The sequence below is a fragment of the Streptomyces sp. ISL-11 genome (assembly GCF_018614525.1).
Lineage (GTDB): Bacteria > Actinomycetota > Actinomycetes > Streptomycetales > Streptomycetaceae > Streptomyces.
Genome location: NZ_JAGGOL010000082.1, coordinates 1 through 18738 on the forward strand (window position 1 = coordinate 1; position 18738 = coordinate 18738).

The following is an 18738-nucleotide window of genomic DNA, read 5'->3' on the forward strand; positions in this document are numbered from 1 at the left end:
CACCCCGCCGGCCCCCGTGCCGGAGGGCCCGCCGCTGCCGGACGCCACGCTGCTGGGCGCGGCGGTACGGGCCGTCCGCGCGGGCGACATGGCCTCGACCGCCGAGCACAAGCCGGCGGCGCCCGCGACGACGGAGGCCGGCCGGCTGCCCCGTACGACATCGGCGGACACCCTCGCGACGGTCCAGGCCGCGGTACTGACCGGCGCCGCCGTCTGGATCGGCTACGTCAACGCGGACGGCGCGGCGAGCCAGCGCGTGATCGCACCGGTACGGGTGGAGGGCGGCTTCGTGACGGCCTACGACCACACGGCGGACGAGGTCCGCACGTTCGCCTTGCACCGGATCACTGGCGTGGCGGAGCTGGCGGACGATCACGCGTGACGCTTCGGACCTCGGCCCGAGCGGGGTGTCCTCAATCGCCGGACGGGCTGCTTTCAAGCCCGTCCGGCGATTGAGGACGCCTGAGCGGCACCCGATCAAGCCCGTCCGGCGTTTGAGGACACCCGTACCAGCCCGTCCGGCGCTTGAGGACACCGCACCGCAAAGCCCAGGGCGCACCCCAACCCGACACGGCCAGCGCCGGCGATCCGGCACAATTGAAGTTTGGCCGGAAGAAATGGGTGATGCGTGAACGGACCCCTGATCGTCCAGAGCGACAAGACGTTGCTGCTGGAAGTGGACCACGAGCAGGCCGACGCCTGCCGTCGCGCCATCGCTCCGTTCGCGGAGCTGGAGCGCGCGCCCGAGCACATCCACACCTACCGTCTGACCCCGCTCGGCCTGTGGAACGCGCGGGCCGCGGGGCATGACGCCGAGCAGGTCGTCGACGCGCTCGTCACCCACTCCCGCTACCCCGTGCCGCACGCCCTGCTCGTCGACATCGCCGAGACGATGGACCGCTACGGGCGGCTGCGGCTGCTGAAGCACCCCGTGCACGGGCTCGTGCTGGAGAGCACGGACCGGCCGGTGCTGGAGGAGATCCTCCGCTCCAAGAAGGTCCAGCCGCTGGTCGGGGCCCGGATCGACCCGGACACGGTGGCGATCCACCCCTCCGAGCGCGGCCAGATCAAGCAGACGCTGCTCAAGCTCGGCTGGCCCGCCGAGGACCTCGCGGGCTACGTCGACGGCGAGGCGCACCCCATCGAGCTGGACGAGAACGGCTGGGCGCTGCGCCCGTACCAGAAGCAGGCCGTGGAGGGCTTCTGGCACGGCGGCTCCGGGGTGGTCGTGCTGCCGTGCGGCGCGGGCAAGACGCTCGTCGGCGCGGGCGCGATGGCGCAGGCCAAGGCCACCACGCTGATCCTCGTCACCAATACGGTCTCGGCCCGCCAGTGGAAGCACGAGCTGGTGAAGCGGACGTCGCTGACCGAGGAGGAGATCGGCGAGTACTCCGGCACCCGCAAGGAGATCCGCCCGGTCACCATCGCCACGTACCAGGTGCTGACGACGAAGCGGAAGGGCATCTACCCGCACCTGGAGCTGTTCGACTCCCGGGACTGGGGCCTGGTCGTCTACGACGAGGTGCATCTGCTGCCGGCGCCGGTCTTCAAGTTCACCGCCGACCTCCAGGCGCGCCGCCGGCTGGGTCTGACGGCCACGCTCGTGCGTGAGGACGGCCGCGAGTCGGACGTCTTCTCCCTCATCGGCCCCAAGCGCTTCGACGCCCCGTGGAAGGAGATCGAGGCGCAGGGCTACATCGCTCCGGCCGACTGTGTCGAGGTCCGCGTCAATCTCACGGACAGCGAGCGGCTGGCGTACGCGACGGCCGAGACGGAGGAGAAGTACCGCTACTGCGCGACGACCGCGACCAAGCGGAAGGTCACGGAGGCGCTGGTCGCCAAGCACCGGGGTGAGCAGACGCTGGTGATCGGCCAGTACATCGACCAGCTGGACGAGCTGGGCGAGCACCTGAACGCGCCGGTCATCAAGGGCGAGACGTCGAACGCGCAGCGGGAGAAGCTCTTCGACGCGTTCCGCCAGGGTGAGCTGTCGGTACTGGTGGTCTCGAAGGTCGCGAACTTCTCGATCGACCTGCCGGAGGCGACGGTGGCGATCCAGGTGTCGGGTACTTTCGGCTCCCGCCAGGAGGAGGCGCAGCGCCTGGGCCGTGTCCTGCGCCCGAAGGCGGACGGCCACGAGGCCCGCTTCTACTCGGTCGTGGCCCGCGACACCGTGGACCAGGACTTCGCCGCCCACCGCCAGCGCTTCCTGGCCGAACAGGGCTACGCCTACCGCATCATCGACGCGGACTCCCTCCTCGCGGAGGAGGCGGAGGAGGAGGCGTAGGGCCGACGACCGGACGGCGGCCGGGGCAGCGGCTATATCGCCCGTACGACGCGCTTGTCGGCGGCCTCGCCCATGAGGACGACGCTGACGGCGGCGCCCGCGAAGACCTTGATCGCGCGGAGGGCGCCGCCCAGGGCGGGGCGGTGGTGGGCCGTGGTGCCGGCGCCTGCGTGGGCGCCCGGGGCGGCGGAGGTGAGGGACGCGTTGTTCATGTCTCCATGATGGATTTCGCGCCCGCGCCGCACATCACTCCGCCGGTGTAAGCGGCCGAACCGATCCGTACGACCACAGAAGCATGCCGTCCCCTACGGGAGGCGGACGGCAACCCCGAGATCTCATCGGGGTGCCGCCCGGGGCGCCCGGAAATCATTCGCGCGCCCCGGTCCCGCTGACTACACTCGCCGGTCTTGCCGCCTCCCGCGCCACCGGGAGCGCCCCCGACCGGACGGAAACCGGCGGGTGTTCGCCCACCCCCCGCAACCGCCACCCGCCCGGAGGCCCCGCCGTGCCCGCGCAGCAAGACCCTCACGATCCCCTCGCCCGAGAGCGCGCCCACCTCGCCTCCTCCCGCGCCGCGCTGCGCGCCATGCGCGCCGATGTCGAGGCACTCGACATCAAGGACGTCACCGCGAACTGGGTCAACGCCGCCGTCCTGCAACGCCAGATCGACGAGCGCATCACCGCCCTCGCCGACCTCGCGCACACCCCGCTCTTCTTCGGTCGCCTGGACTACCTGCACGCTCCGGGCGCGGACCGCGCGGAAGGCGCCGGCGGCGAGCGCTTCTACATCGGCCGCCGGCACGTCCACGACGCCGACGGCGACCCCATGGTCATCGACTGGCGCGCACCCGTCTCCCAGCCGTTCTACCGGGCCTCCAAGAAGGAGCCCATGGACGTGCGGACGCGCCGCCGTTTCGGTTACACGGGCGGCGAGTTGACGGCGTACGAGGACGAGGACCTCACGGACACCGCCGGCGAGGAGCACGCCAGCCGGCTCCTCCAGACCGAGATCGAGCGGCCGCGCGTCGGCCCGATGCGGGACATCGTCGCGACGATCCAGCCGGAGCAGGACGAGATCGTCCGCGCCGGCATCGGCGGCACGGTCTGCGTCCAGGGCGCCCCCGGCACGGGCAAGACCGCCGTCGGCCTGCACCGCGTCGCCTACCTCCTCTACGCCCACCGCGAGCGGCTCGCCCGCACCGGCACCCTCGTCATCGGCCCGAACCGCTCCTTCCTCCATTACATCGAACAAGTGCTCCCCGCGCTCGGCGAGTTGAACGTCGCCCAGGCCACGGTCGACGACCTCGTCGCGCACGTCGGCATCCGAGGCGAGGACACCCCCGCCGCCGCCCGCCTCAAGGGCGACGCCCGCATGGCCGAGGTCCTGCGGCGCGCGGTGCGTTCGGGCGTGACCATGCCGACGGAGCCGGTGGTCGTCGTACGCGGCTCGCGGCGCTGGCGCGTCCCGGCGTACGAGATCGAGGAGATCGTCCGCGAACTCCTCGCCCGCGACATCCGTTACGGCGCCGCCCGCGACGCCCTCCCGCAGCGGATCGCGCACGCCGTCCTCGTACGGATGGAGGAGGCCGGCGAGGCCCCCGACGACCGCGTACAGGACGCGGTGGCCCGCACCACGGCCGTCAAGGCGGCGGTCAAGGCGCTCTGGCCGCAGGTCGACCCCGCGAAGCTGGTCCTGCGGCTGCTCTCCGACCCGGAGTTCCTGGCCGCGCACGCGGAGGGCGTGCTCACGCCCGCCGAACAGGCCGTGATCCTCTGGGCGAAGCCGGCCCGCGGCGTGAAGACCGCCAAGTGGTCCGCGGCGGACGCGGTGCTGATCGACGAGGCCGCGGACCTCGTCGCCCGCACGCCGTCCCTCGGCCATGTGGTCCTCGACGAGGCCCAGGACCTCTCCCCCATGCAGTACCGCGCCGTGGGCCGCCGCTGCACGACCGGCTCCGCGACCATCCTCGGCGACATCGCCCAGGGCACGACGCCCTGGGCGACCCCCTCCTGGGCCGAGGCCCTCACCCACCTCGGCAAGCCGGACGCCGCCGTCGAGGAGCTCACCCAGGGCTTCCGCGTGCCCCGCGAGGTGATCGCCTACGCGTCCCGGCTGCTGCCGGCGATCGCCCCGGGCCTGTCCGAGGCGACGTCCCTGCGAGAAGCCGCGGGCGACTTCTCCGTACGAGCCGTCGAGCGCGACGCGCTCGACGCGGAGGTGCTCGCGGCGTGCCGCGAGTCGCTCGAACGCGAGGGCTCGGTCGGCCTGATCGCGGCCGACGCGCGGGTCGCCGCGCTGGCTTCGGCATTGACGGCGGCCGGTCTGCCGTTCCTCGCCCCCGGCGAGGAGACCACGGCGGCCGCCCGCCTGACCCTCGTACCGGCCACGCTGGCCAAGGGCCTGGAGTACGACTACGTGGTCCTGGACGAACCGTCGGCGGTGATCTCCGCGGAACCGGACGAACGGACGGGGTTGCGGCGGCTGTATGTGGCGTTGACGCGGGCGGTGTCGGGGTTGACGGTGCTGTATTCGCGGGGCTTGCCGCGGGAGTTGGGGTGACGGTTGGGGGTTCTCACCGTTGCCCCGCTGCGCGGGGTGGTTCTAGGTTCGCACCGTTGCCCCGTGCGGGCGCGTCTCCCGCTGCGCGGGGCGGTGTCCGCTGCGCGGGGCGGTGTCCGCTGCGCGGGGCTTGCAATGGTGCGGGGGCGGGCCGGAGCGGGCCTGTTGTCAGGGCTGCTTCGCTTTACGCCCTGACAACAGGCCCGCTCCGGCCCGCCCCCTCCCGTGGTGGGTGGGAAAAAAACCAGTTCGCACCCGGAACCGCCCCATCAAGCCCGTCCGGCGCTTGAGGACACCCCCGAAAAGCCCGTCCGGCGATTGAGGACAGCCCCCACCCGCCCTCAGCCCAGCGCCTCCCGCCAAACCCCCACCGCCCCCGCAGACACAGACGCCCCCCACCCACCCGGCCGCACCGCCCCGCCGACATGAAACGCGGAGATCCCCGCCCCCCTCAGCACCGGCACGTGCTTCAGCCGCAGGCCGCCGCCCACGAGGATCCGCGGCTCGTAACCCGGTTCGTCCCCCCGCGCCGCCTCCGCGACCAGTGTCGCCAGTCCGTCGTCGACGCCCGTCGGCGAGCCCGCCGTGAGGTACGTGTCCAGGCCCGGAAGGTCGGCCAGCTGCTTGCGGAGCGCGTCGCGGTCCGCCGCGCGGTCGATCGCGCGGTGGAACGTCCAGCGGGCCCGCGGCCCGATCGCGTCGGCGAGGGCGGCGACCGCCGTGAGGTCGGCGCGGCCGTCGTCCGTGAGGAAGCCGAGGACGAATTCGTCGGCACCCTCCGCGGCCAGCGCCCCAGCGGCACCGCACAGCGCGTCCAGCGACGCCGCGCCGCCGGCGGAGAAGCCGTCGGTCGCGCGCAGCATCACGCGGACGGGAATGTCGACACAGGCGCGGACCGCGGCGTAGGTCGCCCGGTCGGGGGTGAGACCGTCCGCGGCCATGTCCGTGACCAGTTCGAGGCGGTCCGCCCCTCCGGCCTGCGCCGCCCTCGCGTCCTCGGGGCCGAGCGCGATCACCTCAAGAATTGGTCTAGACATGTAGGACAGCCTGCCATACCCCCGCCCCGCCTCGAAAGCCGTGCTCCACAATTGGCCCATGGCAGCCATGTCCGAGCACCCGTCCGGCCCCGCCCTGCGCACACGCTGGCGGGAGACCGTCGTACGAGCCCGTGCCGAGGGGGCGGGCCCGGACCCCGGCCCGTACGCGGACGACCTGTTGCGCCGCTGGTCGGAGCCGCAGCGCCGGTACCACACCGTCGATCACCTGGTGGCGGTGCTCGACCACGTCGACGCGCTGGCCGCGCACGCCGAGGACGCGGACGCCGTCCGCTTCGCGGCCTGGTTCCACGACGCGGTCTACCGTCCGGACCGCTCGGAGAACGAGGAGCGCAGCGCGCACCTCGCCGAGCTGGCCCTGCCCGAGCTGGGGGTGGACGAGGCGCGCACGGCCGAGGTCGCGCGGCTGGTGCGGCTCACCGTCGGCCACGATCCCGCTCCGGGAGACCGCGACGGCGAGGTGCTGTGCGACGCGGACCTGGCCGTACTGGCCGGCTCGCCGCACGACTACGCGCTCTACGCGGCCGCCGTCCGCCAGGAGTACGCCTTCGTGCCCGACGCGGCGTTCCACGAGGGGCGGGCGGGGGTGCTGCGGCAGCTGCTGGGGCTGCCGAGGCTCTTCCGTACACCGCTGGGATACGAGCGGTGGGAGGCGGTCGCCCGCCGGAACCTGACGACCGAGCTGGAGCTGCTCGGCGCCTGACGCCCGGGGCGCCGGGCGCGGTGGGCCCCGGGCCCGGTCGTCGGAGGTTTCAGTCGTTGCTGACCAGGACCGTCAGCCGGTAAGTCAGGTTACTCGGCCATTCGATATTGACCCAGACGTCATACCGGCCGTCCAGCGCGGCGACATTGTGCACCGTCATACGGGCGCTGCCGACGAAGGGATTTCCGTTCGCGTCGAGCTCGCAGATCGACGCGACGATGCTGCTGGTCTTGAAGGAGGCGGGGGAATTGATCGGCTTGACGAAGCTGCCGTGCCCCGTGCCGGTGAACTGGCGGCGGATAACAGTACTCATGTCCCCTCCTGGTGACGGTCGGACTCACATCGCCGCGTCGTCCTCGGCGTCGAGCACTCGCGGGGTCGCAGCCGGTCCGGCGGCCTCGTCGGCGGGCTGGTCCGCGCCGGCCGCGAGGACCCTGGGCGGGGTCACGCTCGGTCCGGCGGGCAGGTCCTGTCCGGCTGGGAGCACCTTCGGGGCAGGGGTCCCCGCCTGAGCGTCAGTCATACGAATTCCCCTCGATGGGATTTCCTCAGGTGCCACGGTGCGGCAAATACTGAGCGAGGATCTCATCGTCCTGCCGGAAAAGCGTTCCGTCCATCACTCTCACGGGTGATAGAGGGAAGTGAAGCAAACGGGTGATGCGGATGAGTGACGTGAAAGCCCGGCCGTTCGGGGAATTTCAGGCCGTCGGGCGTTCGTGTTTCGGCCGCCGCAATCCCGCCCCCACCAGCAGACCGACCAGTTCCTTGCTGCCGATCTCGCGCGCGCCCAGCCGTACGGCCAGGCCGTAGGACGTCGACGGCACGTCGTAGTGATCGCGGTCGAAGGCGCGCGGCGGCGCGCCGAGGCGGGCCGCGAAGGCGTGGAGTTCGTCGAAGGAGAGGTCGCTGATCAGGTGCGACCACATCCGGCCGTGGCCGGGCCAGGTGGGCGGGTCGATGTACAGCGTCATCGGCGCCTCACCGCAGCGCCGTTCCCAGCGACCCCACCCGCGCCACGAGCACCGCCTGTTTGGCGCACGCCCAGTGCGGGTCGGCGCCCAGCTCGGGTTCGACCTCCAGGGCGTGGGGGTCACCGGAGTCCGTGCAGACCGGGCACAGCGGCCAGCGGCCGTGCCGCTCCAGCAGCGCGTCCTGCACGTCCTGGGCGATCAGCCCGACGACGTACGCGGCACCTTCCGGCCACTGCTCGACCCACCACCGGCGGTGCGCGACGGCGTCCTCGACGAGGGATACCACGTCGGCCTCGGCCACGTCCCCGGCAACCAGGTCGGCCAGGACGAGGGCACGGGCCGCGTGCAGCGACTGTTCGAGCTCCATACGGTCCATTGTCCGGGAACCCGAGGGTTGACGGCTCACCGGGCTGAAAATACCTTTCAAAAGGTGAGCAGCAAAGTGAAAGAAACTTTCGCGCCCGTCGACGGACGTCCCACACCCGGCGCCCTCGCCGCCAAGGTCCGTACGCTCGCGCCCACCATGACCCGCTCCATGCAGCGCGTCGCCGAGGCCGTCGCCGGTGACCCGGCCGGCTCCGCCGCGCTCACGGTCACCGGCCTCGCGGAGCGCACCGGCACCAGCGAGGCCACCGTCGTCCGCACCGCCCGCCTCCTCGGCTATCCCGGCTACCGCGACCTGCGGCTCGCCCTCGCCGCGCTCGCCGCCGAGCAGGCGGCCGGCCGGGCCCCGGCGGTCACCCCCGACATCGCCCTCGACACCCCGCTCGCCGCCGTCGTCGGCAAGCTCGCGCAGGACGAGGCCCAGTGCCTGGCGGACACCGCCGCCGGGCTGGACACCGCGCAGCTGGAGGCCGCGGTCGGCGCCCTCTCCGCCGCCCGCCGCATCGACGTCTACGGCATCGGCGCCTCCAACCTCGTCGGCCAGGACCTCGTGCAGAAGCTGCTGCGCATCGGCCTGATCGCGCACGCGCCCGCCGACCCCCATCTGGCCGTGACCAACGCCGTCCAGCTGCGGGCCGGCGACGTCGCCATCGCCATCACCCATTCGGGCCGCACCACCGACGTCATCGAGCCGCTGCGGGTCGCCTTCGAGCACGGCGCGACGACGGTCGCGATCACCGGCCGGCCCGAGGGCGAGATCGCCCAGTACGCCGACCACGTCCTGACGACGTCCTCCGCTCGGGAGAGCGAGCTGCGCCCGGCGGCCATGTCGAGCCGCACCAGCCAGCTCCTCGTGGTGGACTGCCTGTTCATCGGGGTCGCCCAGCGGACGTACGGGACCGCGGCGCCCGCCCTGTCCGCCTCCTACGAAGCGCTCGCCCACCGCCACGCCCCGCACCGCGCCGCCGACAGAAGCTGAGAGCAGCCGACCGACGCGACCCCTCATGGAAAGGCGCCGTCATGAATTCGTCCGCCGCCCATGCCGCACTCCGGGCCGAGCTGGCCACGCTGACCACCGAGGCGTTCCGTCCCGAGCTGGCGGACATCGACCGGCTGCCGACGCTCGACATCGCGAAGATCATGAACGGTGAGGACGCCGGCGTCGCGGGCGCCGTCGCCGACCGGATCCCCGAGATAGCCGCGGCCATCGACGCGATCGCCACCCGGATGGCCCGCGGCGGCCGGCTGGTCTACGCGGGCGCGGGCACCGCCGGCCGGCTCGGGGTGCTCGACGCCAGCGAGTGCCCGCCGACCTTCAACACCGACCCGGCGCAGGTCGTCGGCCTGGTCGCGGGCGGCGCGCCGGCGCTGGTCACGGCCGTGGAGGGCGCCGAGGACAGCGCCGAGCTGGCCGCCGGTGACCTGGCGGCGCTGGGCGTCGGACCCACCGACACGGTCGTCGGCGTCTCGGCCTCGGGCCGCACGCCCTACGCCGTCGGGGCGGTCGAGTACGCGCGCGGAGCCGGCGCGCTGACCGTCGGGCTGTCCTGCAACGCCGGTTCCGCGCTCGGCGCGGCCGCCGACCACGCCGTCGAGGTGGTCGTGGGCCCGGAGCTGCTCACCGGCTCCACCCGGCTGAAGGCCGGCACCGCGCAGAAGCTCGTCCTGAACATGCTCTCGACCATCACGATGATCCGGCTCGGCAAGACCTACGGGAATCTGATGGTCGACGTCCGCGCCTCCAACGACAAGCTGCGCGCCCGCTCCCGGCGCATCGTCGCGCTGGCGACGGGGGCGTCCGACGCGGAGACCGAGGCGGCCCTGGAGGAGACGGGCGGGGAAGTGAAGAACGCCATCCTCGTCGTCCTCGGCGCGGTGGACGGCGCCACCGCGGCGCGGCTGCTCGACGCGTCGGACGGCCATCTGCGCGCGGCGCTCCAGATGGCGCGGGGCTGACGCCCGGCACCCCACAGCAGCGAGGCACGCACCATGGCACCACCCGAAGGACCCGGTGGCACAAGCCCCGGCGACAGACACGGCGCCACCGCCGCCGCCCTCCTGCCGCTCGTCGGCGGCGCCGGGAACGTCCTCTCCGTCACCCACTGCATGACCCGCCTGCGCCTGGAGCTGCGGGACCGCGCCCTGGTGCGGGATGCCGGGCTGCGGGCGCTGCCCGGCGTGCTGGGCGTGGTCGAGGACGGCGAGTCGTACCAGATCGTCCTCGGCCCGGGCACGGTCGCGCGCGTCGCGCCCGAGCTGGCCCGCCTGGTCGGGGCGGCGCCGGTCACCGCCGAGGAGCTCGCCGAGCGGGGGGCGGCCCTGCGCGCCGAGCGGAAGGCCCGTAACGCCACTCCGGGCAAGCTGCTGCTGCGCCGGATCGCGGCCGTGTTCGTCCCCCTGATCCCGGCCCTGATCGGCTGCGGCATCGTCGCCGGCATCGCCGGCCTGCTGGCCAACCTGCACTGGCTGCCGGCGCTGGTGCCCTCGCTGGCCGCCGTCGCGTCCGGATTCATGTCCCTGATCGCGGTGTTCGTCGGCTACAACACCGCGAAGGAGTTCGGCGGGACCCCGGTCATCGGCGGCGCGGTCGCGGCGATCATCGTGTTCGGGGGCGTCACCCAGGTGACCGCCTTCGGCGAACGGCTGGCGCCCGGACAGGGCGGGGTGCTCGGCGCGCTGGGCGCGGCGCTGCTGGCGGTCCACGTCGAGAAATGGTGCCGGCGCCGGGTGCCCGAGGCCCTGGACGTGCTGGTCACCCCGACGCTGACGGTCCTGGTCGCCGGGCTGGCCACGCTCTACGGGCTGATGTTCGTCGCCGGTAAGGTCTCCGACGCGATCGGCCGCTTCGCGGACTGGCTGCTGGCCAACGGCGGCGCGGCCGCGGGCTTCGTGCTGGGCGGGCTGTTCCTGCCGCTGGTGATGCTGGGTCTGCACCAGGCGCTGATCCCCATCCACACCACGCTGATCCAGCAGCAGGGCTACACGGTCCTGCTGCCGATCCTGGCCATGGCGGGCGCGGGCCAGGTCGGCGCGGCCCTCGCGGTGTACGTACGGCTGACGCGCAACGGTTCGGTGCGCCGGACCATCCGCTCCGCGCTCCCGGCGGGCGTCCTGGGCATCGGCGAGCCGCTGATCTACGGCGTCTCGCTGCCGCTGGGCCGCCCGTTCGTGACGGCCTGTGTGGGCGGCGCGTTCGGCGGCGGCTTCGTGGGCCTGCTCAACCAGCTGGGCGACACGGTGGGATCCACCGCCATCGGCCCCTCGGGCCTGGCTCTGTTCCCGCTCCTGAAGGGCAACCACGGCCTGGGGCGGGCGGTGGCGGTCTACGGGGCGGGGTTGCTGGTGGGGTACGTGGCGGGCTTCGCGGCGACGTACTTCTTCGGCTTCGGGCGGGGGGCGCTCGCGGAGCTCAACACCGCGGAGAAACCGGCGGAGCAGCCGGCGGCCGACCCCGTGGGATGAGACGCCCGAGGGCGGCACCCCGGTGATGGGGTGCCGCCCTCGGTACGTACGACTGAACAGCCGATCCTCGAAAGGATCAGAAGTCCATGTCACCGCCCGGCATGCCGCCCGGAGCGGCCGCGGAGGCCTTCTCCGGCTTGTCGGCGATGACGGCCTCGGTGGTGAGGAACAGCGCGGCGATGGAGGCGGCGTTCTGCAGGGCGGAACGCGTGACCTTCGCCGGGTCGATGATGCCCTCGGCGATCATGTCCACGTACTCACCGGTCGCGGCGTTGAGGCCGTGACCGACGGGCAGGTTGCGGACCTTCTCGACGATGACGCCACCCTCGAGACCACCGTTGACGGCGATCTGCTTGAGCGGGGCCTCCAGGGCCAGCTTCACGGCCTTGGCACCGGTCGCCTCGTCGCCCTCGAGCTCGAGCTTCTCGAAGACCGCGGAAGCCTGGAGCAGGGCCACGCCACCACCGGCGACGATGCCCTCCTCGACGGCCGCCTTCGCGTTGCGAACGGCGTCCTCGATGCGGTGCTTGCGCTCCTTGAGCTCCACCTCGGTCGCGGCACCGGCCTTGATGACGGCCACGCCGCCGGCCAGCTTCGCGAGGCGCTCCTGGAGCTTCTCGCGGTCGTAGTCCGAGTCGCTGTTCTCGATCTCGGCGCGGATCTGGTTGACGCGGCCCTGGACCTGGTCGCTGTCACCGGAACCGTCGACGATGGTCGTCTCGTCCTTGGTGATGACGACCTTGCGGGCGCGGCCGAGCAGGTCGAGACCGGCGTTCTCCAGCTTGAGGCCGACCTCCTCGGAGATGACCGTGCCACCGGTGAGGATGGCGATGTCGCCGAGCATGGCCTTGCGGCGGTCGCCGAAGCCCGGGGCCTTGACGGCGACGGACTTGAAGGTGCCGCGGATCTTGTTGACGACCAGGGTCGACAGGGCCTCGCCCTCGACGTCCTCGGCGATGATCAGCAGCGGCTTGCCGGACTGCATGACCTTCTCCAGGAGCGGCAGCAGGTCCTTGACCGCGCCGATCTTGGAGTTGACGATCAGGATGTACGGGTCGTCGAGCGACGCCTCCATACGCTCCATGTCGGTGGCGAAGTACGCCGAGATGTAGCCCTTGTCGAAGCGCATACCCTCGGTGAGCTCCAGCTCCAGACCGAAGGTCTGGGACTCCTCGACGGTGATGACGCCTTCCTTGCCGACCTTGTCCATCGCCTCGGCGATGAGCTCGCCGATCTGGGTGTCGGCGGCGGAGATGGAGGCGGTGGAAGCGATCTGCTCCTTGGTCTCCACGTCCTTGGCCTGCTCCAGCAGGGCGGCGGAGACGGCCTCGACGGCCTTCTCGATACCGCGCTTGAGCGCCATCGGGTTGGCACCGGCGGCCACGTTGCGCAGGCCCTCGCGGACCAGGGCCTGGGCCAGGACGGTCGCGGTCGTCGTGCCGTCACCGGCGACGTCGTCCGTCTTCTTCGCGACCTCCTTGACCAGCTCGGCGCCGATCTTTTCGTACGGGTCCTCGAGCTCGATCTCCTTGGCGATGGAAACACCATCGTTGGTGATCGTGGGGGCGCCCCACTTCTTCTCGAGGACGACGTTGCGGCCCTTGGGGCCGAGGGTGACCTTGACGGCGTCGGCGAGCTGGTTCATCCCGCGCTCGAGACCGCGCCGTGCCTCCTCGTCGAACGCGATGATCTTGGCCATGTGAAGTGGTCCTCCCAGGACGGGGTGGATTGCTCCGGACCGCGCTGGCGCCCGCGACGGACGGCCGACGAGCCTGACGGTTCCTTCCCGCCCTGCCCGATGACCTCACCGACGGTCCAAATCTGTCACTCTCACTCGGAGAGTGCTAACGCCAATGATTAGCACTCGACCCCTGCGAGTGCAAGCGTCGGGGGTGGGATCCACTCGCGTCAGTGGTAGGGCCCCGGGCTCCTTCCCCACGGGAGGGAGCCCGCAAACACGAAGGTCCGTACCCCGAGGTGCGGGGTACGGACCCTCCGTGCGAGCTTCGTGAGCCGGTGTGGTCGATGCGCCGAGATCAGCCGACGGCGAGCTTGACCATGTCCGCCTGCGGCCCCTTCTGGCCCTGCGAGATCTCGAACTCGACTCGCTGACCCTCCTCGAGGGTGCGGTAACCGTCCATCTGGATCGCGCTGTAGTGGACGAAAACATCCGCACCACCGTCGACCGCGATGAAGCCGTACCCCTTCTCCGCGTTGAACCACTTGACGGTGCCCTGAGCCATGCCTAACTCCCCTATTACTGGCCCTTGCGCAGGACCGCACTTCGCGGACCCGGGTCAGACCTCACCCCCGGATCGGAACCCTGCCGGGCGGCAGGGGGAACCCAGTTGGTGTGCGCCGGAACGCGTCGACCGCGGCCGAATGTATCCGCACGGATGCCCTCTGCAACAGGTCACTTGGACGAGAATTCCAGGCGCGGCCGAGAGTCGATATGCGGCGAACTACGCGTAACCCAGGGCAAGTCGGGCCGGACATAACGCAAGCAACCCGGCATATCGTGCGCACGGTTCGCGCACAACTTGACGGGTTCTCATATGCGTTCGGCACTGACGCCGGAGGGGGATCGCCCCAACTGTATCGCGCTCAACAGACGGAATCGCCCCGTCCGCTTCACGGACGGGGCGACTCGGTGAACGATTCCGCAGGAAGCCTTCGAAAAGGTCTGCGGGGTCAGCCGCCGGCGACGGCCGGGATGATCGACACGCCCGCACCGTCCGGCGTGGGCGTCCCGAGCCCCTGCTCGAAGCGGACGTCGTCGTCGTTGACGTACACGTTCACGAACCGGCGCAGCTTGCCGCTGTCGTCCAGGACGCGGGCGGCGATGCCGGTGTGGTTCTTCTCCAGGTCGGCGATCACCTCGGCGAGGGTGGCCCCCTCGGCGGCGACCTCGGCCTTGCCGGAGGTGTAGGTACGAAGAATGGTGGGGATGCGGACGCTGACGCTCATGGAGTCACCTTGTGTGTGAGGTACCGGGCAGATTCAGCCGGTCCGGGCAACCGCTCAGCCCGTCCGGTTTGAGGACCGGGGGTCCGGGGGCGGAGCCCCGGTTACAGCACCCAGCCCGTCCGGCGCTTGAGGACCCGGGGGCCTGGGGCCGAGCCCCCGGTTACAGCACCCAGCCCGTCCGGCGCTTGAGGACCGGGGGCCCGGGGGCGGAGCCCCCGGTTTCGGGAAGGGGCGGGGCTGGGGAAGAACCCCCTACAGCCCCGAGGACCGAAACGCCTCCAGCGACGGCCGAATCGTCACAGTCGGCCCAGCCGCCACCGCGTCAAGCGTCTTCAACCCGTCCCCGGTATTCAGCACCACCGTCGTCAGCGAAGGATCGAGCAAGCCCGCTTCGAGAAGCTTCCGCGTCACCCCCACCGTCACCCCACCAGCCGTCTCCGCGAAGATCCCCTCCGTACGCGCCAGCAGCCGGATCGCGTCCACGATCTGCTCGTCCGTGACGTCCTCCACCGCGCCGCCCGTCCGCCGCGCGATGTCCAGCACGTACGGCCCGTCCGCCGGGTTGCCGATCGCGAGGGACTTCGCGATCGTGTCCGGCTTCACCGGCCGTACGACGTCGTGGCCGTCCTTGAAGGCGCGCGCCACCGGTGAGCAGCCCTCCGCCTGGGCGCCGAAGATCCGGTACGGCCGGTCCTCGACCAGGCCGAGCGCGATCAGCTCCTTCAGTCCCTTGTCGATCTTCGTCAGCTGTGAACCCGACGCGATGGGGATGACGATCTGGTCGGGCAGCCGCCAGCCCAGCTGCTCGCAGATCTCGTACGCGAGGGTCTTGGAGCCCTCCCCGTAGTACGGGCGGAGGTTGACGTTGACGAAGCCCCAGCCCTCCCCCAGCGGGTCGCCGATCAGCTCGGAGCAGAAGCGGTTCACGTCGTCGTAGGTGCCCTCGATGCCGACGAGGTCGCCGCCGTAGACCGCGGCCATGACGACCTTGCCGGCCTCCAGGTCGTGCGGGATGAAGACGCAGGACTTGAAGCCGGCCCGGGCCGCCGCCGCGCCGACCGCGCCGGCGAGGTTGCCGGTGGAGGAGCAGGAGAGGGTGGTGAAACCGAACGCGCGCGCCGCCTCGACGGCGATGGCGACGACGCGGTCCTTGAAGGAGTGCGTGGGGTTGCCGGAGTCGTCCTTGACGTACAGCCCGCCGGTGACGCCGAGCTCGCGGGCGAGGTTGTCGGCCTTGACCAGCTTGGTGAAGCCGGGGTTCAGGTTCGGCCTGTCGGCGACGTCGGCGGGGACGGGCAGCAGCGGGGCGTAGCGCCAGATGTTGTCGGGACCGGCCTCGATGCGCCGGCGCAGCGCTTCCGGATCACCGGTGGGCAGGTCGTAGGCGACTTCGAGCGGGCCGAAGCACGCGTCGCAGGCGAAAATGGGACCGAGGTCGAACCGCTCTCCGCACTCCCGGCAGGAGAGCGCGGCGGCGGGACCGAGAGAGACGGAAGTCTTTGAGCTTTCAACGGCTTGCACAGCCATGGAGGCGAGGCCCTTTCTCCTCATCTTCCTCGCGGCGAACCTCGCCACGAGACGGAATTGGCACCTTCCCCACCGGGAGCCTCGCTGCTACGAGCAAGACCGGCGGGAGGGTTGCCGGGGCTTCAACGGGCCGTATCCCTCTGCCCCTCTGGATGAGCGGTATGGCACTGGGCATGGCCCAGGCGTTTGTGCACGCGGTGACCCCGACATACGACGGCGATCCGCGTTGTTCAGACTGTAACGGACGGCATGGGCTCGTGAGACAGGCGTCCGTACCGCGAGATGCGTCACAAAAGCGCACAACAGGCAAGCAGCAGATGAGGAGTCGTACACGTGCTGGAAGAGGTGGAGCGCTGGCTGGCCCGGCGGTCCTGGTCCGCCGCAGACCGTCCGCTCGACCAGCTTCTCGCCGCCAAACGCGGCGCCGGCACCACGGTGAGCGTGGTGCTGCCGGCGCTGAACGAGGAGGCGACGGTCGGCGCGATCGTGGCCACGATCCGTCGCGAGCTGATGTCCGAGGCCGTGCCGCTGGTGGACGAGCTGGTGGTGCTGGACTCCGGTTCGACGGACCGTACGGGCGAGGTGGCGGCCGCCGCCGGGGCCCGGGTCGTGCACCGCGACGAGGTGCTGCCGCGGCTGCCCGCGCTGCCCGGCAAGGGCGAGGTGCTGTGGCGGTCGCTGCTGGCGACGAGCGGTGACATCGTCTGCTTCGTCGACGCGGACCTGCGGGACTTCTCGGCCGGTTTCGTCTCGGGGATCGTCGGCCCGCTGCTGACCGATCCCGAGGTGCAGTTCGTGAAGGCGATGTACGACCGTCCGCTCGGCGAGGTCGCCGGGCAGGGCGGCCGGGTGACCGAGCTGGTGGCCCGGCCGCTGCTGAACCTGCACTGGCCGCAGCTGGCCGGTTTCGTGCAGCCGCTGGGCGGCGAGTACGCGGCCCGCCGCTCGCTGCTGGAGCGGCTGCCGTTCCCGGTCGGCTACGGCGTGGAGCTGGGCCTGCTCGTCGACGCGCTGCACACGGTGGGCCTGGACGCGCTGGCCCAGGTCGACGTGGGCGTACGCGTCCACCGCCACCAGGACGGGCGGGCGCTCGGCCGGATGGCGGCCGCGATCTACCGCACCGCGCAGCTGCGGCTGGCGCGCGGCCATCTGGTGCGGCCGGCGCTGACGCAGTTCGAGCGCACCGCGGAGGGTTTCGTTCCGCGGACGTACGCGGTGGACACCGAGGAACGGCCGCCGATGGCGGGCATACCGGAGTACGCGCGGCGCCGCGCGGCGTAAGCGTACGTTTGAGCGGTTCCTCCGGTGGCAAGGCTGGCGTCATGGTCGCAGAGCACATGCACCCCGCCGAGATCCTCGTCGCGTCCAACCGCGGGCCCGTCTCGTACAAGTCGCGCGAGGACGGTTCCCTGGTGGCCGGCCGGGGCGGTGGCGGACTGGTGTCGGGTCTGAGCGCCATCGGCTCCGACGCCCGCGCCCTGTGGGTCTGCGCGGCCCTCGGCGAGGGCGACCGCGAGGCCGCGCGGCGCGCCGGGGCCCGCCTGGACGCCGGGGACACGGGCGGGCAGGCGGTGCGGATGCTGGACATCCCGGCCGCGACGTTCGCCGCCGCGTACAACGGCGTCGCCAATTCGGTGCTGTGGTTCCTGCACCACCTGCTCTACCAGACCCCGCTGGAGCCCGTCTTCGACGCGGACTTCCGGCGCCAGTGGGCCGCCTACGAGGCGTACAACACCGCCTTCGCGGACGCGCTCGCCGAGGAGGCCGCGCCGGGCGCCGCCGTGCTCGTACAGGACTACCACCTCACCCTGGTGCCGGGCCTGCTCCGCGAGCGCCGCCCCGACCTGCGCATCGGCCACTTCTCGCACACCCCCTGGGCCCCGCCGGACTACTACCGCCTGCTGCCGGACGACGTGGCCGCGCAGGTGCTGCGCGGCATCCTCGGCGGCGACCGGGCCGGCTTCCTCACCCGCCGCTGGGCCGAGGCGTTCGCCGCGTGCTGCGAGAGCGTCCTCGGCGCCGAGCTCGTCCGCGACGGCCTGACGACCTCGGTGCGCTTCGAGGGGCGGACGACGCACCTGGGCGTGCACGGCCTCGGCGCGGACGCCGACTTCCTGCGGCGCCGCGCGCACCAGGGCGACGTCGAGGACCGGATGACAGCGCTGCGCGAGCAGATCGGCCCGGACCGCAAGGCGATCGTCCGCGTCGACCGCACCGAGCTCTCCAAGAACATCGTGCGCGGCCTGCACGCCTACCGCCGGCTGCTGGAGAACCACCCGCAGTGGCGCGGCAAGGTCGTCCACGTCGCCTTCGCCTACCCCTCGCGGCAGGACCTGGCCGTCTACCGCGACTACACCGCCGAGGTCGACCGGCTCGCCCGGGAGATCAACTCCGCGTTCGGCACGGATGACTGGCAGCCGGTCGTCCTGCACGTCAAGGACGACTTCGCGCGCTCGCTCGCCGCGTACCGTCTCGCCGACGTCGCCCTGGTCAACCCCATCCGCGACGGCATGAACCTGGTCGCCAAGGAGGTCCCGGTCGTCTCCGACCTGGGCTGTGCGCTCGTCCTCTCCCGCGAGGCCGGCGCGGCGGCGGAGCTCGGCGACGAGGCGATCGTCATCAACCCCTACGACGTCGAAGCCACCGCCGGCGCGCTGCACGAGGCACTCCTGATGGACCCCGGCGAACGCTCGGAGCGTACGAAACGGCTGGCCGCGGCGGCGACGGCGCTGCCGCCGGCGCGGTGGTTCGTGGATCAGCTGAACGCCCTGGACGACCGGCTGACGGGTCTAGGCTGAGCGCGTGCAGCCCAAGGATCCATC

At 71.8% G+C, this 18738-nt stretch carries 19 protein-coding genes and 1 riboswitch; of the genes, 9 read left to right on the plus strand and 10 right to left on the minus strand.

From position 1 onward, the window contains the following. Positions 1–382, plus strand: a 382-nt coding sequence (locus J7E86_RS18070) for a WYL domain-containing protein (RefSeq protein WP_215082727.1), incomplete at its 5' end; no start/stop codon positions are given. A gap of 246 nt (positions 383–628) precedes the next feature. Then, positions 629–2287, plus strand: coding sequence for a DNA repair helicase XPB (locus J7E86_RS18075; RefSeq protein WP_215082728.1), 1659 nt, complete (start codon positions 629–631; stop codon positions 2285–2287). Positions 2288–2319: 32 nt separating this feature from the next. Here the strand turns inward: J7E86_RS18075 and J7E86_RS18080 are convergent, their stop codons facing one another. After that, positions 2320–2499 carry a hypothetical protein gene (locus tag J7E86_RS18080; RefSeq protein ID WP_215082729.1) on the minus strand — a complete coding sequence of 60 codons (180 nt, stop codon included), beginning with the start codon at positions 2497–2499 and terminating at the stop codon, positions 2320–2322. Positions 2500–2792: 293 nt separating this feature from the next. On the opposite strand from J7E86_RS18080, the gene J7E86_RS18085 reads away from it, so the two are divergent. Next, positions 2793–4847: an ATP-binding domain-containing protein gene (locus tag J7E86_RS18085; RefSeq protein ID WP_308312631.1), complete on the plus strand. Its 2055-nt coding sequence runs from the start codon at positions 2793–2795 to the stop codon at positions 4845–4847. Positions 4848–5188: 341 nt separating this feature from the next. Here the strand turns inward: J7E86_RS18085 and J7E86_RS18090 are convergent, their stop codons facing one another. Continuing rightward, on the minus strand, positions 5189–5884 hold the full coding sequence (locus J7E86_RS18090; protein WP_215082730.1) for a copper homeostasis protein CutC: 696 nt from the start codon (positions 5882–5884) through the stop codon (positions 5189–5191). A 58-nt stretch (positions 5885–5942) separates the two neighbouring features. Between J7E86_RS18090 and J7E86_RS18095 the strand changes: the two genes are divergently transcribed. Beyond that, on the plus strand, positions 5943–6605 hold the full coding sequence (locus J7E86_RS18095; protein WP_374223819.1) for a hypothetical protein: 663 nt from the start codon (positions 5943–5945) through the stop codon (positions 6603–6605). Positions 6606–6654: 49 nt separating this feature from the next. On the opposite strand, the gene J7E86_RS18100 is transcribed toward J7E86_RS18095, so the two are convergent. The 4 genes from J7E86_RS18100 to J7E86_RS18115 form a co-directional block, all read right to left on the minus strand. Continuing rightward, positions 6655–6918, minus strand: coding sequence for a hypothetical protein (locus tag J7E86_RS18100; RefSeq protein ID WP_215082731.1), 264 nt, complete (start codon positions 6916–6918; stop codon positions 6655–6657). 24 nt (positions 6919–6942) lie between these two features. Beyond that, positions 6943–7128 carry a hypothetical protein gene (locus J7E86_RS18105; RefSeq protein WP_215082732.1) on the minus strand — a complete coding sequence of 62 codons (186 nt, stop codon included), beginning with the start codon at positions 7126–7128 and terminating at the stop codon, positions 6943–6945. A 175-nt stretch (positions 7129–7303) separates the two neighbouring features. Beyond that, entirely contained in the window at positions 7304–7576 is a 273-nt protein-coding gene (locus J7E86_RS18110; protein WP_215082733.1) for a DUF4031 domain-containing protein, read from the minus strand. Between the two features lie 7 nt (positions 7577–7583). Beyond that, positions 7584–7943 (minus strand): hypothetical protein, encoded by a 360-nt coding sequence (locus tag J7E86_RS18115; RefSeq protein WP_374223820.1) that lies wholly within the window; start codon positions 7941–7943, stop codon positions 7584–7586. A 63-nt stretch (positions 7944–8006) separates the two neighbouring features. On the opposite strand from J7E86_RS18115, the gene J7E86_RS18120 reads away from it, so the two are divergent. Genes J7E86_RS18120 through J7E86_RS18130 form a run of 3 tightly spaced genes read left to right on the plus strand, consistent with a single transcriptional unit; the run spans position 8007 to position 11422 of the window. Continuing rightward, positions 8007–8939, plus strand: coding sequence for a MurR/RpiR family transcriptional regulator (locus tag J7E86_RS18120; RefSeq protein WP_215082735.1), 933 nt, complete (start codon positions 8007–8009; stop codon positions 8937–8939). A gap of 41 nt (positions 8940–8980) precedes the next feature. After that, positions 8981–9916 (plus strand): N-acetylmuramic acid 6-phosphate etherase, encoded by a 936-nt coding sequence (murQ, locus tag J7E86_RS18125; protein ID WP_215082736.1) that lies wholly within the window; start codon positions 8981–8983, stop codon positions 9914–9916. Between the two features lie 33 nt (positions 9917–9949). Then, positions 9950–11422 carry a PTS transporter subunit EIIC gene (locus tag J7E86_RS18130; RefSeq protein ID WP_215082737.1) on the plus strand — a complete coding sequence of 491 codons (1473 nt, stop codon included), beginning with the start codon at positions 9950–9952 and terminating at the stop codon, positions 11420–11422. A 76-nt stretch (positions 11423–11498) separates the two neighbouring features. Here the strand turns inward: J7E86_RS18130 and groL are convergent, their stop codons facing one another. The 4 genes from groL to thrC form a co-directional block, all read right to left on the minus strand. Then, a complete protein-coding gene (gene groL / locus J7E86_RS18135; RefSeq protein WP_215082738.1) occupies positions 11499–13121 on the minus strand; it encodes a chaperonin GroEL in 1623 nt (540 codons plus the stop codon). Positions 13122–13458: 337 nt separating this feature from the next. Further along, positions 13459–13665, minus strand: coding sequence for a cold-shock protein (locus J7E86_RS18140; protein WP_003967346.1), 207 nt, complete (start codon positions 13663–13665; stop codon positions 13459–13461). Positions 13666–14113: 448 nt separating this feature from the next. Next, positions 14114–14389, minus strand: coding sequence for a MoaD/ThiS family protein (locus tag J7E86_RS18145; RefSeq protein WP_215082739.1), 276 nt, complete (start codon positions 14387–14389; stop codon positions 14114–14116). A gap of 252 nt (positions 14390–14641) precedes the next feature. Next, positions 14642–15916, minus strand: a complete 1275-nt coding sequence (gene thrC / locus J7E86_RS18150; RefSeq protein ID WP_215082740.1) for a threonine synthase — start codon at positions 15914–15916, stop codon at positions 14642–14644. A 17-nt stretch (positions 15917–15933) separates the two neighbouring features. After that, positions 15934–16075, minus strand: a riboswitch (SAM riboswitch). Positions 16076–16249: 174 nt separating this feature from the next. On the opposite strand from thrC, the gene J7E86_RS18155 reads away from it, so the two are divergent. After that, positions 16250–17197, plus strand: a complete 948-nt coding sequence (locus J7E86_RS18155; protein WP_215082741.1) for a glucosyl-3-phosphoglycerate synthase — start codon at positions 16250–16252, stop codon at positions 17195–17197. Between the two features lie 41 nt (positions 17198–17238). Then, positions 17239–18714 (plus strand): trehalose-6-phosphate synthase, encoded by a 1476-nt coding sequence (locus J7E86_RS18160; protein WP_215082742.1) that lies wholly within the window; start codon positions 17239–17241, stop codon positions 18712–18714. Positions 18715–18738 lie beyond the last annotated feature (24 nt).

What these genes read in the sequence shown, in the direction of transcription:
- J7E86_RS18080 (WP_215082729.1), bottom strand. Translation starts at nt 2,499, where the DNA reads ATGAACAACGCGTCCCTCACCTCCGCCGCCCCGGGCGCCCACGCAGGC.
- J7E86_RS18090 (WP_215082730.1), bottom strand. Translation starts at nt 5,884, where the DNA reads ATGTCTAGACCAATTCTTGAGGTGATCGCGCTCGGCCCCGAGGACGCG.
- J7E86_RS18095 (WP_374223819.1), top strand. Translation starts at nt 5,943, where the DNA reads ATGGCAGCCATGTCCGAGCACCCGTCCGGCCCCGCCCTGCGCACACGC.
- J7E86_RS18100 (WP_215082731.1), bottom strand. Translation starts at nt 6,918, where the DNA reads ATGAGTACTGTTATCCGCCGCCAGTTCACCGGCACGGGGCACGGCAGC.
- J7E86_RS18105 (WP_215082732.1), bottom strand. Translation starts at nt 7,128, where the DNA reads ATGACTGACGCTCAGGCGGGGACCCCTGCCCCGAAGGTGCTCCCAGCC.
- J7E86_RS18110 (WP_215082733.1), bottom strand. Translation starts at nt 7,576, where the DNA reads ATGACGCTGTACATCGACCCGCCCACCTGGCCCGGCCACGGCCGGATG.
- J7E86_RS18115 (WP_374223820.1), bottom strand. Translation starts at nt 7,943, where the DNA reads ATGGAGCTCGAACAGTCGCTGCACGCGGCCCGTGCCCTCGTCCTGGCC.
- murQ (WP_215082736.1), top strand. Translation starts at nt 8,981, where the DNA reads ATGAATTCGTCCGCCGCCCATGCCGCACTCCGGGCCGAGCTGGCCACG.
- J7E86_RS18130 (WP_215082737.1), top strand. Translation starts at nt 9,950, where the DNA reads ATGGCACCACCCGAAGGACCCGGTGGCACAAGCCCCGGCGACAGACAC.
- groL (WP_215082738.1), bottom strand. Translation starts at nt 13,121, where the DNA reads ATGGCCAAGATCATCGCGTTCGACGAGGAGGCACGGCGCGGTCTCGAG.
- J7E86_RS18140 (WP_003967346.1), bottom strand. Translation starts at nt 13,665, where the DNA reads ATGGCTCAGGGCACCGTCAAGTGGTTCAACGCGGAGAAGGGGTACGGC.
- J7E86_RS18145 (WP_215082739.1), bottom strand. Translation starts at nt 14,389, where the DNA reads ATGAGCGTCAGCGTCCGCATCCCCACCATTCTTCGTACCTACACCTCC.
- thrC (WP_215082740.1), bottom strand. Translation starts at nt 15,916, where the DNA reads ATGGCTGTGCAAGCCGTTGAAAGCTCAAAGACTTCCGTCTCTCTCGGT.
- J7E86_RS18160 (WP_215082742.1), top strand. Translation starts at nt 17,239, where the DNA reads ATGGTCGCAGAGCACATGCACCCCGCCGAGATCCTCGTCGCGTCCAAC.